4 protein-coding genes are annotated in these 19,261 nt (G+C 37.2%); 1 reads left to right on the plus strand and 3 read right to left on the minus strand.

Translation table 11 applies throughout. The annotated features are described in order from the left end of the window. Positions 1–146: 146 nt before the first annotated feature. A complete protein-coding gene (locus tag MY04_RS05915) occupies positions 147–16,790 on the plus strand; it encodes a PKD domain-containing protein (protein WP_084005788.1) in 16,644 nt (5,547 codons plus the stop codon). A gap of 180 nt (positions 16,791–16,970) precedes the next feature. Here MY04_RS05915 and MY04_RS05920 read toward each other — a convergent pair whose 3' ends face one another. The 3 genes from MY04_RS05920 to MY04_RS05930 form a co-directional block, all read right to left on the minus strand. Then, complete coding sequence (locus tag MY04_RS05920; protein WP_066207617.1) at positions 16,971–17,921, minus strand: SDR family oxidoreductase; 951 nt, start codon at positions 17,919–17,921, stop codon at positions 16,971–16,973. Between the two features lie 99 nt (positions 17,922–18,020). Next, complete coding sequence (locus MY04_RS05925) at positions 18,021–18,791, minus strand: hypothetical protein (protein WP_066207619.1); 771 nt, start codon at positions 18,789–18,791, stop codon at positions 18,021–18,023. A 68-nt stretch (positions 18,792–18,859) separates the two neighbouring features. Then, the gene (locus MY04_RS05930) at positions 18,860–19,225 is read right to left on the minus strand and encodes a hypothetical protein (RefSeq protein WP_066207621.1); all 366 of its coding nucleotides are present in this window, start codon (positions 19,223–19,225) and stop codon (positions 18,860–18,862) included. Between the last annotated feature and the right edge of the window lie 36 nt (positions 19,226–19,261).

Below are 19,261 nucleotides of genomic sequence, written 5' to 3' on the forward strand. Positions count from 1 at the left end.
AGTTTTTTGTAAATTAAATAACAATCGTTTCATAGTGTTCATACGTATATTATGAAACCACCAAAAAAAGCAAATTATTAACCCAGGACTATAAAAAGTGACTACGACCCGAAGACTTTTTATAGATTATAATACTACTAATTGCTATGAACAAGTCGTTATTACGATCATTGCTCTTCATAATAACTTGTACATTACTATTGTTAAGTAACTGTTTGTTAGGTCAAACTATTGTGAGAGAATATAATGGTACTGTCTACTCCGATCCCAACCAAATTATAAACGGTTGTGGTGGTTTAGCCGTAGAGTTTAGTGTAAGTCCACAAGCTGGACATACCTACTCTAATTTTTCTTGGTCCATTGTCAGTGGTGGTACTTCTACCCCTTTTTCGAGTTTAGCAAATCCATTCGAACAGTTCAACACACCTGGGTTATACAGTGTTGAAGTGACTTATACAGACGATGTTGACGGGGTCGTAACATTGAACACAGCTGCAAATTCGATAGTTGTTTTCACCCAACCATCAGGATCTTTTTATGCCAACAGGACCAATGTCTGTGTTGGAGATAATATAACACTTTACAATACCACTCCCGGTACCTTTAACAGCTTAGAATTTTTAGTAGATAACCAATTATATACCGTAACAGGCGATTCAGCAGTCATTACCTTAAATAATCCAGGTCAGTTTGAAGTTGCTTTAAGTGGTTCAAGCTCCGATGGTTGTTCTTTTATTTACAGAGAAACGGATTATATCACGGTTCAAGCTCCATTTACAACTACTTTTACTGCATCTCAAACCTTAAGTTGTGCCGCCTCTCAATTAGTAACTTTTACTGCCACATCCACTGATGTTGATGGGAATACTGTGAATCCGACCTATTATTGGGACTTTGATGATGGCACCTTGGATACCACTTCAACAGCTACAACATCACATACTTTTAATTCAGGAGGAGGTTCTGATTTTACTGTTACATTAGCTTCATCATTAAATAATTGTGATGGAACATCCACAGATACAGAGGTCATATCCTTTAGAGATGTAAGTAATTTATATCAAAATGCAGTGATATCAGGAACCTGTAACACTTATGTTGTCACTTATAATCCAAATCTAGTTGATCCCCTATTTTCTGGTGGCCAACTTACTTGGGATTGGGGTGATGGAACAATAGAAACCATCAATATTGGAGATGTTGCCACCCACACTTATAGTAATCCAACCCCAACACCAGTAGTTGTAAATATTTCTGCTAATGTCCAAGGCGTAGTTGATAACAGTTGTACTTTTACAGATACCCAAACGATACCCATTTTACCACAAGCCGGTATATCTATTGCCGCCAACGATGTAGATTATTGTAGCAATAATTTTTCAGTTATTGTAAATGCCGTCAACCTCCAAAATGTCACCAATTTCTATTGGGTAGTTGATGGAGGTGTAGCACAAGGAGCAAATGAAATGACCGACACATTGAATGTAGTCGGTTTTGGCACGCATAATATTGAGCTTTGGTTTGATGCTCAAACAGGTGATCCAAACGATAATTGTGCATTAAATACCATAGAAGTCTATTCAGCACCAATCGATATTGCCATTGCAGGACCAATTATCGCTTGTGAACCGTCAAGTGATACTTTTACACCATCCGTTACTTGGACAGATCGAAATGGAGCCACAGTGGTTAACCCATTTACAGTAAATTCTGAATCTTGGGATGTTTTAAATACCAATACCGGTGTAACAACGAATTATACCTCAAACCCTCTGACATTCACCAATCTCCCTCACGGACTTTACGAAATTGAATACACCGTAAATACAGATCCAATTGGCGATAATGCTGGTTGTTCATATACCTCTGCTCCATATACTTATCAAGTTGGTGAAGTATTTGACTTTCCGACATTAAATGCTTCTCCAACTACTATTTGTATTGGCACCACAGTGGCCTTTTCTACAACAACAAATGCAGATACCGCTGGATTAGGATTATCAGGTGACTACCCTATCATTTATGAATATCAGTATGCGAATAATCTTCCTTGGGTAACCGTTGGCCCTGGTGGAAATGGAGCCTATTATTATGGTGATATAGTCGATGATAACAGAGTGCCACTGCCTGCTACCTTCCAAGTAAGTATCAGAGCAGTTATCAATGGATGTACGGGTCAGCCTACCACTCGAACAATTACTATAAACCCATCAGAAGCCGAACATGAAATCACTACGGATGATTGTAATCCTACAAGCCTTACCATCGTCAATAACTCTTTAGGGACTACCGACACAGATTATCAATGGACAGTAACGATTGACCCTCCGGGTAATGGTGCTGCCGATCAAGTAACATGGACCTCACAGGTGACTAAAGATGAAAATTATATCTTCACAGCAGATGGTACATTCCCTACTTTCACAGGTTATTCAGCAGGTGAAATTCCTGAAAGTTCTACCGTTGATGTGAGAATTACAGCTACAGAACCAGGTAATGGATGTTCTGATGTGGAAGACACCACGATTGTAATGCCTGGTCCACTTCCGATTTTAGCTCCAACTCCATCAATATCTACAGGAACATGTATTAATCAAAACTTAGTATTTGATGCTGGAGATGGTAATTTAGGAGCACTTTATTCTTGGACTTTTACACAAATCGCAGATCCGACCATTCAATTCACTTTTGCAAGTAATAATAGTATTGTAAATACTTCTTTCCCTATTCCTGGTGAATATAATGGGCAAGTAACAGTAACAACAACAGGTGGATGTACCTTCTCTGAAAATCTCGGACCAATTCAAATTACAGGTGGCTCAGTAACAGTAACAGGAGCTGCCACCGCATGTGTCAATCAATCACTAACATTCCAAGGAACCAATTTGATGTTCAGCCCAACAAGTCCTACATATGAGTGGTTTGTTGACGGTGCCTCAGTAGCTACAGGTACTGTTCCGGGAACTGGTCTTGTACCAGATTTGACGGGTGTGGTATTTAGTACCCCAAATTCACCTCAAAGTTTAGCACATACAATAACATTAGAATTAACTGTAAATGGATGTTCTGCAAGCTATTCTCACGATATTACTGTAACGAAACCGGAGTTTTCATTTCCACTTCCACATAGTAACTTTGTAAGCTTTGATTACATCTGTGATGAAGTAGTGACAGTTTTAGACTTAGATTTAGATGTCAATGAAGTCTACAACTTAAATACTGCCACAATTAATTTCTTCACAGGAGGAGTTGGTGTTGGTCAGGTCACTCCAAATTCAATTACCAACGATCAAGCACGATTATCTCTGCCTGCTGGTACATATACTTTAACCGTAGAAGTAACCGATGAAAACGGATGTTCTGATAATGAGGATTTATCCTTTACAGTACCCACTATGCGAGAGTTGGAAGCAGGATTTACTCCAAACGTGACCAATTTAGTATGTCCTGGCTTCGTTAGTTTTACCGATTTGGCCAATGAAACGGCTGGAAATACACAACGTAGAGATGACCTTGATATTACCAATACTTTATACGATGTAGATATTGCCCTTTGGCAATGGGATTTTGATAATGATGGAAGTATAGATGCCACCACCACCACAGGTAGTGTTACCCATTATTATGATTCACCCGGTACTTATGATGCCACAGTAACAGTTACAGATGATCATGGTTGTCAGGATACCGCTACACCAATATCAATTGTAGTAGGCGGTACTTCTGGTAGCTACGAAATATTGAAGAAAATTGGTTTCGCTCCAGCGACTACACAAATGGTTGCCTTCCCAGTCGATGATCCTAATACAGACATTACCAATACGATTTATCAATGGTCTTCTGGTGATGGCCAATTAGGAACAGATAGTCTTAACACATTTACTTATAGCTCTACTTTAGGTGGTGCACCTATTTCTACCTTCACTCCCAACCTGACTTTCATTGATGAAAACGGTTGTTCTTATCCCGCTGCTTACTCAGGAGATATGACCGTTTTAAGTTGTCCTGATATCTCATCTTCAGACATTACGCTCTGTACAGATATTGGAAGCTATAATCTGAATGTGGAGGACATGGCTTGGAATAGTTCATACAATGCATCAGATACTATTGAAACTACTGAATACATGTACTATTGGGATTTAGAATATCAATGGTATGTAGATGGAGCTTTGATAAGTGCAGCAGATGGCGGAACTGACCCTGATGTCACTTTTATTCATGGACCTAGTTTCTCAACACCATGGACTGTAAATCCAAATATTGCAACAGGTAGATTATATCGAATAGAAGCACGTATTGTTTCCAATTACATTGATAAAATTGACCCCACTAATAATTCATTAAATCAGACGGAATGTACAATGTCTGATGATATTCGAGTGATTTATAACCCTACTCCTGTTGCTAATTTCACTAACGATGAAGTCTGTGAAGGAAGTGCAACAACTTTAGATGCTCGACCAACTGATTTTGGAATTTACAACGACCAAGCCATCGCTCAATTTGAATGGGATATTGATAATGATGGTACTTACGATATTACGACTACAGATAGTGTGACTACTTATACTTTCCCCACACAAGGGATCTACATCGTCAATTTAAGGACAACATCTGCTGACGGTTGTATTGATACATTTACTGAAAACAATGTAGTGGTCAATGCTAATCCAACTGCTGATTTTACCTATCAAAATGTCTGTCAGACCAGCAATGTTGCCTTTGTTGACAATTCAACTATCACTCCTGTTACTGATGATGAAATAGTACGTTGGGATTGGGATTTCAATTCCAACGGTACTATTGACTTTGGTGGTACAGATACACTTGCCCACCGTTTTCCAACCATCGATTTCACCACTCAATTAGATGGTAATGGAACACTAATTGGTAACGATCAAGTTTTAACTACAACCCTAACCGTTACCACTAACAAAGGGTGTACTCATTCATTTACTGCCAACTCAAACACCACTTTGGTGTATATGTTTAATAATCCTGATTCAGAGTTAGAAGCAGAAAGATTATCAGATGGTGTGGCCAATGAAGTTTGTTTAGGTCAAACAATGCAATTTAGAGATCGATCAACAGTTGATAATTCTAATTTAGCGACATTTATTGCAGCAGGTGATATTCCTGCAAATGTAAATGATATAGTGGCGTGGTTCTGGGATTTTGGAGATGGTAATACATCAAATGCTCAAGATCCTCAACACTTATATGCAGCAAGCGGCGCTTACAATGTTACTTTAGTGGTGACTACTGCAAGAGGCTGTAATGATGTAGACAATATCACTGTTAATGTAAGAGAAAATCCAGATCCTGAAATTGGTCAGGATAGCATTATAGTAAATGATGATGTTACCGTTCAGCTTCGCCCAGTTGCCAGTAGCATGACCAACTTTGCCTATCAATGGTCGGTGCTTTCTGGTCCAACAAACGGTACCGTAACTCAATCTGCATTAAATATCCATAATGCGACGGTTGATACGGATGAAACAGATTTTAATAACGGAGAAAGTGTCATCGATATTCGTTATCAATTAGAAATAATAGATAACAATTTCCCGACAGCTTGTACCACATACGATACTGTTGATGTTCAATTCCATAGAGTTCCGAGAATTGATTTAGACACTACTTTAAATGATTGTGGTACTACAGCTTCCTATATAGCTCGACCATTTGGTACTGAAATAATTTCAGGATTTAATTATGCTTGGACAAATGTTGTAACTACCGGAGGTACTGTGACAATTACCGACCCTACCTTACAAGATTTTACAATTACACCCACATCTTTTGATGCTGGTAGCACAAGAATTCACACTAAATATTATATCGATGTGACCAACTCAATTGGGGGTGCTGATAGAGACAGTATAGAATTCTATTTCTACAGAGAACCTGATTACGCAGCTTGGGATCAAGACGTTCCTATCTGTTCTACTGCTGATAGAAACTTATATACCATCACATTTAACCCGTTTGGAACAGAGTCTTTACCTCATGGTAACGGATACAATTACTCTTGGAGCATGACGAACACTCCTGCTGACCATAATGTTGATCCAGCATTTTTAGGTGATTTAGTCAACCAAGTAACGACCAATACGACCGATCAAAACTTAAGCTTAACACTGACGGAAGATTATTTTGTTGATGACTCTGTGAATCTAAGTTTCGACATCACTTTGCTTGTTGAAAATACATATAGCAATACTTGTCAGGAAGACACAACAGTGACGATCAATCTAGAACGTATTCCAAGAAACTTCACTTTGACAGATCCAAGAGTAGATCCATGTAATCTTTCTGTTACATTAAATCATCATACAGAAACATTGGATTTCCGTTACAGATGGAGATTACAAAGTGTAACGGCTGGTTATACTGGTGGAGCGATTACAGAATCGTATAATCAAACTAGAACACTGAATTTTACAGATGCCAATTTCGCAACTGGTTTTTCTGAATTCACTGTAACCATGAATAACCGTGTGAGGAAGATGAATCCAAATACTGGTTTAGATGCAAGCCCACATTGTGGACTAAATAGAAATATTGATTTAGTATTTTACAGGACTCCTAGTATCAGTTTTACAGAAACAAAATTAGGTGGAAATCCTTGTGCGGCTTCAGCTGAAATTTCATCTGGTGCTGAAGTGATTCCTGGGTTTACCTACTCATGGAACCAAACCTCAATTACTGGAGGTACACTTTCTGAAGATGCATTAAACAATAAAGACATTAACTTGACGGTGGCAAGTTGGGATTTAAATCAAACCATCATTACTGCCACTTATGAATTGACGGTAACGAATACCAACTCACCAACTTGTAAGGATGTACAATCCTATACCATTCAATTCTTCAGAACTCCGGAAATAGATTATACACCAAGTTCGATCAATTGTATTTTAACCGATACGATTACAGCTAATAGTGAAGCATTAAGCGGGGCAACTTTCTTCTGGAATGTCAATTCTTTAACTGGTGGTACGATAGATTCTACAAATAATGGCAATCAATATATTATCGAAGTAGATGATTTTGATGTCGGATCGCATAGATTGGATGCACAATACAATCTGCAAATCATGAACAGTACTATGAGTACTTGTGATGATGATACCACATTCAATATCAGTTTCTATAGAACGCCTGACATTAGTTTCGTTCAAACAAGAACCGACTCATGTGCATTAGTTAACACTCTCCAACCCTTCGGGACGGAGGTAATTGCAGGTTACAACTATACATGGAGAGAATTATATGTCAATGGTGGTACAGTAACCACTTCATCATTAACCGATCAAGATTTAACGGTTACTGCCAATACTTTTGACCAAGACACCGCATATATCGTTGTGGCTTATGAATTGACCGCTAGAAATACCGATTCTTTTGGATGTACTGATGTCGATACTGTTGAGTTTAGATTCTACCGTACACCAAATGTAGATAATTACACTACTACTGTTCCATTGGATTCTTGTGGATTGTATGCTTTTGCTTATCCATTAGGACAAACTGAAATAATCAATCATGGAAGTGGATTTGATTATACTTGGACGTTTGATAGTGTCACAGGTGCTGGTGCTGATGGTATGACATTACCTACTGCGATAATGGATTCCATTACCAACAAACAGAATGATCAAAATTTTGGGTTAATCATGCCAATTACTGCTTTTGCAAGTGGAAGTCATGAAATTCAATTAACTCTGGATCTACACATTGAACATTCAGAAACCAATGTCACTTGCTCTGAAGACACTACTATCACCTTATCATTTAAACGACCTCCAGTAATTGACATGCAGGAAGTAAAAGTAGATAGTTGTGCGTATACATCCTCTCTACAACCATTCGGGGCAGAAGCAGTTGCAGGTTTCAACTATCAATGGCAAATTACTGATATCACAGGGTATGATGGAAACGATGGAAATCCAGCCAATGACTTAGCAATTGGCAACTTAGCCACCACTCAAGACCTTAGCATAACTATCACTGATGATGATTTTATTGATACAGAATCGAAAATCACTATTGCATTACAATTGGATGTTAGCAATAGTTTAGCATCAGGAAACACTTCATGTCAAGATATATCCTTTGATACCCTTACCTTCTATCGTACTCCGATTATAGATCCAGCTTTTGCTTTCAATAAATTGGCAAATTGTGATCATACAGGTACTATTGAGCCATTCCCGACCAACATCAATGGGTTTGTCTATGTGTGGACTCCTGTGACAGTTAATGGAGGTGCAATTACCAATACTTCGTTGACTTCAAGACAAATTACTTTAGATGTCGATTCATTCGATACCAATAGCTTACAAATTGATGGTACTTATAGATTAAGAGTTTTCAATGCTGAAGTGCCTTCGTGTTTTGATCAGGAAGATGTGAATTTTGAGTTTTATAGAACACCAGAAATTACTTTCTCTGATTTAACTATTCCTTGTGCAATTGAAAATTCTAGCATCACCTTATCGACCATGAATGAAGCCTTTACGAAAAATGGTGAAACATTTATATGGCATTTGGATAACATCACGGGTGGTACAATCGATTCGACAAATAATAACTCAGAGTTTATTGTTGATGTCGATACATGGGATACCAATTCGGCACAAATAGATGTTCAATATACAGTATCAATTAGCAACAGTTCTGCACATACTTGTGATGATGATACTACCTTCTCATTGACCTTCTATCGTCAGCCTGAAATTCAATTCTTGTCTACTCGAGCCGACTCTTGTGCTCAAGTAGAAACCATGGAAGCCTTTAATGGAGAATCCCTGCCATTATTTGCAAGAACTTGGAGACAACTTTCTGTTACAGGTGGTTCTGTTACCCAAAACTCTGTTGCTAATGATCCTATTTTAGAAGTGGAAGTCGATACATTCGCCTTGCATTCAGCAGAAATCACAGTACAATATGAGTTGATTGCACAAAATACGATATCACCTACTTGTTTTGATACAGATACCGTAGAATTCAAATTTTATAGAAATCCAGATTTTACTGCTTACATACAAAATGATCCATTCGGACTTTGTGGTGGACTTTTTAGAGCTCAGCCTTTAGGAATGAATGAAGTAATTAATCACGGAACTGGATTTGATTATCAATGGACTTTAGACCCTGCAACAGTAACAGGAGCTGCAGGTGGAGTATTGATTAGTTCTGTGATGGACTCTATCAATTTCTATCAAAATATGCAAGACATGGAATTACATGTACCTGATTCTGCCTATGCTGATGGAAGTAATATGATTCAGTTTGAAATGGATTTAGAAATCAAGCACTCTAATCCTAATCTTGCGGCATGTTCTGTAACAGATACGACGATTCTTTTCCAATATCTTCGTTATCCTGATATTGTTATTACTGAAACTAGAACCGATTCATGTGATCTTTCAACAACCCTTCAGCCTTTTGGTACAGAAATGATTGGGGGTTACAATTACGATTGGGAAATCACAAATATTACGGGTTATGATGGTTCCACCTACAGTGTTGGTGATAGCTATACTTCTCAAAATACTGTTTTCACTGTAACGGACACAGATTTTGATAATACAGAATCTCATATCGCTATTTCTATAAGATTAACAGTAGAAAATCAATTAGGACCTGCTGATCCATCTTGTACGAACACCGTAAATTATGTACTTAATTTTTACAGAACGCCTGATATTCAAAATCCATTCTTAGCACAAAAAGCTGCTCAATGTGATTGGAATGCAAGTGCCACTCCTTTCCCTACGGATGTGAATGGCTATACTTATGTTTGGTCAATTGATTCCATTAGAAATGGTGCAATTACCGATAATTCTGCCTTAGCACAAAGAGAGCTCTTAGTACAAGTCGATAGCTTCGATAACTTAGAATCGATCATGTATGTACATTATAAATTGAGAGTGATCAATACGTTATCAAACGATTGTTTTGATGAGGATACAGTGAGCTTTGTTTTCTATAGAACGCCTGAGATACAATTAACGAATTTATCTGGTGCATGTCAGAACTCCATCAATGTGTCATCTCATAACGAAATGCTAAATGATGTTGACTTTGACTGGAATCAAAATAGCATTACCGGTGGTACAATTGTAACAAACCCGGTTACGCCTGACGGAAATAGAGATGTAACGTTTAATGTGGGAAGTTTTAATGCCGGAGCTTCTCAAATAGATGCCAATTATACCATTACGATGCTGAATTCTGGTGCGTCTATGTGTGATGATGATACAATATTTAACTTTACGCTATTTAGAGAGCCGGAAATTAATTTGACGTATACAAGAGCTAGTAATGATAGCTGTAGTAATAACTTGACTTTAAGGCCTTATGCCTCGGAATACATTTCTGGTTTCACGAACAATTGGTCGCAATTATCGATTAATGGTGGTGCTATTACGACATCAAGTTTAACAAATGAAGATTTAACGTTGACAGTGGATACCTTCGCTATTAATTCGACTAGAATTGATACACGTTATGCAATTACATCGTTCAATACCAATTCTCCTGCTTGTGAAGATTCTTCTGCGATCTCCACTACCCTTTATCGTCAGCCAGATTTCACCGCTTTTGTTGAACAAAGAACGGCGGGTGATTGTGGGTTGAGCATTGATTTCTATCCTTTAGGATTAACCGAAAACATTGCCCATAATAGCGGTTTTGATTATACATGGACATTGGATGCCTTGAATATAACAGGTGCAGGAGCAGATGGATCTACCCTTCATCAAGCTGTACTTGATAGCATCAATAACCAAGTGAATGATCAAAACTTCTCTTTAGAAATGCCAATGGATGCTTTTGCTGATGGAAGTAATACGATTGTTGTACCAATGACGATCGAGATTCAAAATTCAGATCAGAACTCATGTGTTGCCTCTTTAGATACAAGCTTAATTTTCTATCGCCCTGCCACTATCGATATTCAGCAAAGTTTAGTGGATTGTGGAGTGGAAAATATTATTACTCCATATGGAACAGAAAATGTGAGTGCAAGCTTTAATTTCAATTGGACCATTGCCGCTGTTGGAGGTACAATTACCAATTCAAGTTTGACCGATCAGGATCTTACGTTAAATGCTCCGGTATTTAATGCTGGAAGTGATACTATTTTAGTGGATGTAACCCTAAATGTCGAAAATGCAGCCAATACGCTTTGTGAAAAAGATACAGCGTTTAGATTCTATTTCTACCGTCAGCCAAATATCGTACTTAATCAAAATATGGTAGCTTGTGATACAGTCAACCTGATTACGAGTTTAGGTGTTGAAACTATAAATGGTTTTGATTACCTATGGGATAGTCTAAGTGTGATCGGTGGTGATGTGATTATCAATGCTCCTTACAGCATTTCAACTCAAAATATTGAATTTGCTAAATCTGCTTTTGATTCTGGTAGTCATAAAATAGTAGCTGATTATCGATTGACTGTAAGTAACCAAGATACATTGGGAAATAGCATTTGTAATGATATTGAGAATGTGAATTTCACTATGTATAGAACGCCTAATATCAACGTAGTACAATCATTAACTGCGGGCGATTGTGGTGCTCAAAACAATATCACTTTATTTGATAATGAAACAATTACTGGCTTTAATGTTACCTGGACAGAAGTCTCTGTAAATGGAGGTTCCATCAACTTATCTTCTACTACTGATCAGAATGTCACTTTTAATAACCCAGTATTTGATCCTGCTTCTAATCAAATTGACGTAAACTATACCGTCTATGTAGAGAATTCTGAATCGGCTACATGTAACGATACAGAAACGGTGACTTTCACTTTCTACAGAACACCTGATGCAACAATTGCAAGTATCAACCCTGAATGTTCGAATACAAGTATCACTTTAAATACAGTAGAGAATTATGTTCCTCAGTTTAATTATAGCTGGAACTTATTGAATACGACGGCCGACAATAATCCGAATGCTGAAGCATTGACATCTCCAGCGGTGAGCCAGTTAAACAATTCATATATTGTAAATACTCCGGTGGATCAAACGGGCTTCTTCCCTACAGGTGCTGCACAGATGACCTATCAATACGAAGTGGTAGTGACCAATAATCTATCACCTACTTGTTTTGACAGAGATACCATTGAAGCCAATTTCTATAGAATGCCAATTATAGCAGCTACTCAGTCGTTAGACAGTTCTGCCTGTGAGCAAAATAATATCATTCGTCCATTTGGTACAGAAGTGATTCCAAATTTCGCCTACAATTGGTCGCAAGTATCGATTAATGGAGGTAGCATAGATACTACACATATCAATAATGGTCAGGATGTAGAGTTTACAGTCACTTCATTCGATTCATTAAGTCATAGAATAGATGTTTCTTATACTGTTGATGTAAGCAATTTAGCTGGAAGCTGTTCAGATTCTGAAACCTTTAACTTTACCTTCTTTAGAACACCACAAACCGATCTTTCCATGTTAAACCTAAGCCCTGTGTGTAGAGGAACTCAAGTGGTGTTATTCCCTACCGAGGCAAACAATCCGGGTTATCAATACACTTGGAACCGTATAAGCATTCTTACGGACAATGGTATTGACTTATTGACCGGAGGAGTATATCCAATCGAGAGCGGATTGAATACGCATACCATTACCTTAGATCACAACCCTGCCTTCCCTAATACGGGAGTGAGAGTAACTGCAGTTTACGAACTACAAGTGATGAACATGGATAATGGATGTATCACGTCCGATCAGGTAACGGTTGTCTTTGACCGTGAAGCAATGTTGGATCTTACGTCTTCTACCTTTAATGTCTGTGATGATACTGATTTGACGTTACAAACAGTGGAACAACGTCCGGATAACTACAATTACACATGGACTATCGATAGTATCTATACCGACAACAGTGCCGAAATTAGCAATTTGATGAACTTCGATACATCAGTAGGTGGTGCTTTAACGATTGATACGGATCCTGCTGATTTCCCTAGTGGAGCAACGTTAATAACGGCGGTGATCGATGTGGATGCTCAAAACCAGTTAAACAACAACTGTAGTGCAGATACGAGTTATACCGTAGAATTGGCTCGACGACCAATGATTGCCTTTACAGATAATCATGCAGAATGTGCATTGGATACAGTAACGATTAGACCTTTTGGTAATGAAACTATTAATGGGTTCGATTATACATGGAGCATTACTAGTATCGATGGATTTAATGGTACAACTGCCGATATCATCAATGGTCAAACCAATAATCAGAACTTATCGTTACATATCGATGATGATGATTTTATGGCCGGCCGTTCTCAAGTAGAAATAACATTCGATTTAGTTGTTGATAATCCTAACGGTCCTACCTGTAGCGATAATCAAACACATACTTTGATCTTCTTTAGAGTACCGAACATAGATTTCACAGCTACTAAAGCAGGAAATGATTCTTGTGCTAATGAAATCACTATTTCTCCATTCTCAGAAACCGTAAGTGATTATCAATATGCATGGTCGAAATTAAATGAAGTGAATGGTAGTGTTTCTGAAGTGAATACATCCGTTAGAGATTTAGTAGTAAATACGCCAGTATTTGATCAAGGAGAAAATCAAATTGATGTGACCTATGAGTTACAAATTACGAATATGAATCCGCTTGCTACTTCGAGCTGTGTTACCACAGAACAGGTAACGATTAGCTTCTTCAAAACGCCAGTACTCGCTACGAATTTAAATACCAATGTGATCGGTTGTGGAGATCAAGCGATGTTTAAAGCATTGACTTTCCCAATTACTGCAGATCAACGATCGAATTATGTATTTGAATGGACTTTAAATTCAGTGAATGGAGGTACTGTGGATACCTTATCAAGATATGATAGTTTAGAAATGAACCGCCTAACTTTTGATAATGGATCAGGTACGGTCGAAGTGAATGTTGATGTTACCGCAAGAAATGCTTATCAATCCACCTCATGTTTCAGTACACAAAACGATGTGATTGAATTCTACAGAATTCCTAATAACACCCTTACTCCTAGTTCATCTGATATTTGTGAAGACCAAAGTATTGTGATAACCACTGGAGAAGAATTAGTGAGTGATTTTGATTATGTATGGTCGCTTAACATCACAGATGATCTTAGCTTAAATACCGGTACGATCGATACAACATCATTAGGATCTGGTGGACACGAATTGACCATGAGGTTACCTACTTTCCCTAATGGAACATCGTATATAGAAGTTGAAGCTACATTAGTGACGACACATAGAGTGAGCGGTTGTGCCGATACAGAAGTGACTACGGTTCGTTTCCATAGACAACCAACGGTTAGTTTAATTGCCTCACCTATTACTTCTTGTGAGACCGGTAGTATTACTATTAGACCAACAGAAGGTGAAGTTTCGAACTTTAATTATACATGGACGAGAACTCAATTTATAAGTGATGTTTCTGATAATACAGGTATCAACTTAGTTGAAACGCCATCAGCATCGAATTACGAGATGGTACTATCTGCTCCTGAATTCCCTCAAGGTGCGGCTCAAGTCACTGCCCGTTATAAATTGACGATTGGGAATCAGACGAATCCTTATTGTGCGAGTACATCAGATTCTATTGATATTACGTTCTTTAGAACTCCGGAAGCGGTATTAGGTAATGATTCTCTTCTATCTTGTGGTACCACACAATTTGTGATTCAACCAGTAAATGAAGAACAAATCAATAACTTCAATTACAATTGGACGGTGGATCAATTAGATACGGATATTACATCAAATGATGGTAGAGCTTCTGTTAGTATAAATACGAATGGAGATTACGCTCCATCGGTAATGATCAATACTATTCCTGTAGATGCCTCTTATGTTACCGCACATATCAGCTTGGCAACGCAAAATACATTTAGTAGCTGTGGTACATCAACAGATCAGCAATTGGTTACTTTCTTAAGAACTCCTGAGGTGACGTTACCACAGACGGGCTTAAGCGGTTGTGATAATTCGACCTTTAACGTTCAACCATCCGAAGTGTATTGGAGTGGTATGGATTATCAATGGAGTCTAATTGATGTTACCGGTGGGTCAGTAGCGACTCAGATCAATTTAACTGGACATAATGCTACGTTTGCTGATCCAGTATTTGATGATAATGCGTATCAAGTCACAGCCAAAGCGGTATTGAATGTAAGCAACCGATTAGATGCTACTTGTGAGGCATCAGATACTACTTTAATCACTTTCTATAGAACGCCTGTCGCAGGATTCGCTCCTGATAATGGATTTGGTTGTCAAGGTTTAGTGGTGAATTTCAATACGGATACATCAATTTCGCCAGATCCGAATAGTTTATATGAATGGGATTTCAATAATGATGGAACTTATGATGACTCATCAAATGGCGATATTACTTATACTTTCAATACGATAGGCACCCATACTGTCAATCTAAGAATTACAACTCCAACGGGTTGTGTATCAAATATTGCATCATATAATGTGGAGGTGTATGAAGTACCTACTGCTTCCTTTACGGTAAATGATATCTGTTTAGGAGATATAGCTTCCTTCTTAAATACCACTCCTCAATTGGCATCATCAGGAAACCATGCCATACAAACGGTGGAATGGGATTTTGATTACGATAGTAATATTGGGCCTAATTTCGGAGCTTACAATACAAGAACAACAGATGCGACATATGAATATCCTGAAGCGGGTACGTTTGCTGTATTGGTAAAAGTAACTAACGTTGGAGGTTGTTCGAATACCTTTGTGGATAGTATTAAAGTCACTCCTCCACCTGTATTAACTATGCCAACTGATGTTTGGATTTGTACGGATGGAACGACTACGATTACACCTACTACTGATGTTCCTGTAACATATAATTGGTCGACAGGGGCTACAACTCCTACAATAGATGTAGCACCATCAACAGAAACCACTTATACATTAACGGTGACCAACGATGTTGGATGTACCACTACTCAAGATATCACTATCCACATCGTACCGGATGTTGTTGAAGGGTTTGTCATGGAATCTTGTGATACTGATCCTATTACTTTCGATGGTCGTATTCCTGAATATCCAGGTATTGTACAGTCGTACGAATGGAGTACTGGAGAAACTACTCCAACTATTGAAGTATTGGAAACAGGTACTTATACTTTACGTACTATTGTGGAGCATGAATCGGGTACGCGATGCGAATATACACACGATTACCAAGCCACTTTCCATCCGAATCCAGGTAGAGTGCTTGAGGATACTACTTTCTGTTTCGAGTTTGGTGATGTATTAGAGATAGCAGCTGTAGAAGGTGATAATTTCACTTACTCATGGAACACAGGAGAGACCACTAGAGTGGTGACAAAAGACCGTTCTGGAATCTTTACTGTAACGGTAATTGATGAAACACACGATACAAGATGTTCTACTGTAGACACGATTAATGTCAACCAAATCTGTCCTCCAAGAATGTTTGCTCCAAATGCCTTTACTCCAAACGGTGATGGTAATAACGACGAGTTCTTGTTAGAACCAGCCTATGCTATAGATATCGAATTACATATCTATAACAATTGGGGTGAATCAATATTCCATAGAGAATACAGAACATCATTCGAAGCAAATACGAAAGGTAATGGATGGGACGGTACCTATAAAAATGCCATTATGATGTCGGGTAACTACAATTATACTATTCGATACGTTTCTGAAATTGATGGAAGTGTTATTGAGAAACAAGGTAGTATCTTGTTGATTCGATAATTATAAAACCCTCATTGAACTTATATCAAAAAAAAGAATGTATCAATTATCCATTTTCTCGTATCATAAACCCCGGAATTAATTGTGGGGCTTTTGATACGAGATATTATGGAATTGTGATACATCCTCTTTAATTCAGAAACATATTTTATTTCAAATTCTACATTATTTTATATTACATTATATCACAAACTTCACCCCTGTTTCTTTCTCAGATAATTCCCAAAGTCTTTTGGATACTTCTTTATCTTTTGCGTGCGGTTCAATATGATGAGCTCCCACAGGTCCCACCCAATTGCTTCTACCTGTTGGGCCATAAAATCCTGTTTGATCTAAGTCAGGTTCTGTTGCACACATTAATTGAGGGTATGCTCCTTTTTCTGCAGTTTGTGTTAATGGAGATAGTTTCATCATGTTGAATATCATTTTCATCATAAAGCTACCACTCGTATTAATTAAATTTGTTCTAGAAGAACCAGGGTGACAAGCATAGGCTTTTACATTGTTATTACCTGCCTCTTTTAAACGATCCTGCAATTCATAAATTGACATGATCTGTGCTAATTTACTTTGGCTATAAGCATCATTAGCGGTGTAATCATTATCCCAATTTAAATCATCGAATTTGATTGTTTTGATTCCCATATCATAACCCATACTACCGACTGTTACAATACGTCCATGAGATTTTTCGATTAATGGAAATAATAATGCTTGAAGAGTATAATTGCCATAATAATTTGTTCCCATTTGACTTTCCCATCCATCTTCAGTCATTACTTGATTAGGTACTTGAGCAATTGCAGCATTACATATTAAGGCATCAATTTGACCCACCGATGTTAAAACTTCCTCAGCTGCTTTCTTTACAGATGCTTGAGATGACAAATCCATTTGAATAGCATAGACTTTGATTTCCTGACCTAATTCTTGTTTCAAAGTTGCCATAGTATCCTCAGATTTCTTAGGATTTCTATTAAGCATGACCACTTTAGCACCTTTAGATAATAAGATTTTGGCTGCTTCAAAACCAGTTCCACTAGTTGTGCCAGTAAGCACAAATGTTTTACCATTTAAATTGCCGCTTCTCTCAGGAGTCCATCCTTTTCTACCAAATTGATTTGTACTCATTTTATTTTAATTTTATGTGATAAATTGATAATACAAATATTGCAGTTAGTTATCGTTCATTTATTATACAAAAGTTCGGATTGTGTACACTTTTTGGCATTACCACCATTTCGACTTCTCTCTCAAATTATCTAAATAGTTTTCCCAACCATATTTAATAAATCGAGCATCAATCAAAGCAAAAACTAAAGGGTATTCTTCTTCGGTTTCATCATAGGTATAAAAATCTTTACAAAAAGGTAAGCCTCTATATAAACCAGCTACTTGGAAGGAGAATATGACTTTTCTTTCTACCGAAGAATTATAGCGTGACCATTTTCCTACAAAGGTATTTGTGAAAGTGGGTTCGTCTCCTGAGGCTGATTGAAATAAAGTATATTCATTATCTCTTTTAAAAAACACAATAACAAAACTCCCAGTAAATTCTCCATCTCCATTTCTATCACCAGGTTCATGAAAATGACAACTAAACGAAGCCATATAAAGACTGTCTGTAATGTATTCTTGTTCTCTGAGATAAACGGATTTTAAGGTGAATGTACCTTGAATTGGTCTTATATTATTTCCTAACTTATCCTTACCTTTTAATTCATAAACATTATCCTTCTTTTGGACATTAAAATTAAAATCCATTCGTCTATAATTCGGTCCGAAAACACCTACATAAGAAGAGTTATAATTTCCATTATCAAACAGCTCATTGCCTAATAAATTACTGAGATCTATAGTTTCAAACTTATTGTTTTCTATTTTCTTAAAACTCTCTGTATTTTTTATTTGATTTTCCCAATCAGATGAATAATCAATCTTTTGAGCAGAAATTGATAAAGGTATTATAAGTAAGAAAAGAAATAGTGAGTTAGTTTTCATTTGAATGTTTAAGTTTTTTAGTGAATTATTTTCCGAAAGTTAAAAACCAGTTCCAATATATCTATAAATTAATTGATTGTTTTTAATAACCTATCATCACCAATAACCTTATTCTTTACTGTAAGTAACTGATCGACCATTAAAACTCGGCTTTTATGAATATATCCAACAGGATGGTGAATATTGATACCTTTCCAATACTTTTCTTTATGTTTTTCAGAAGTATTTTCTTCGTAAAAAATTTCGTAATAATCTCCTATCAGTTCAGTACAATGGTAAAAATCACCATCAAATACTCTTCCTATAATTTCACTTCCTGCAATTGGTTTTAAACGGATATTTGTATAACCATCGACATCGTTAATTGTAGCTAGTTGGCTAAATGCATTAAAGCATAATAAATTTAGTAAAAAGTAAATTGTTATTGTTTTCATTAGTTTGCTTAAAAAATTGATACACTCCTAGTTATT

The organism is Flammeovirga sp. MY04 (assembly GCF_001682195.2).
In the GTDB taxonomy this organism is placed as follows: domain Bacteria; phylum Bacteroidota; class Bacteroidia; order Cytophagales; family Flammeovirgaceae; genus Flammeovirga; species Flammeovirga yaeyamensis.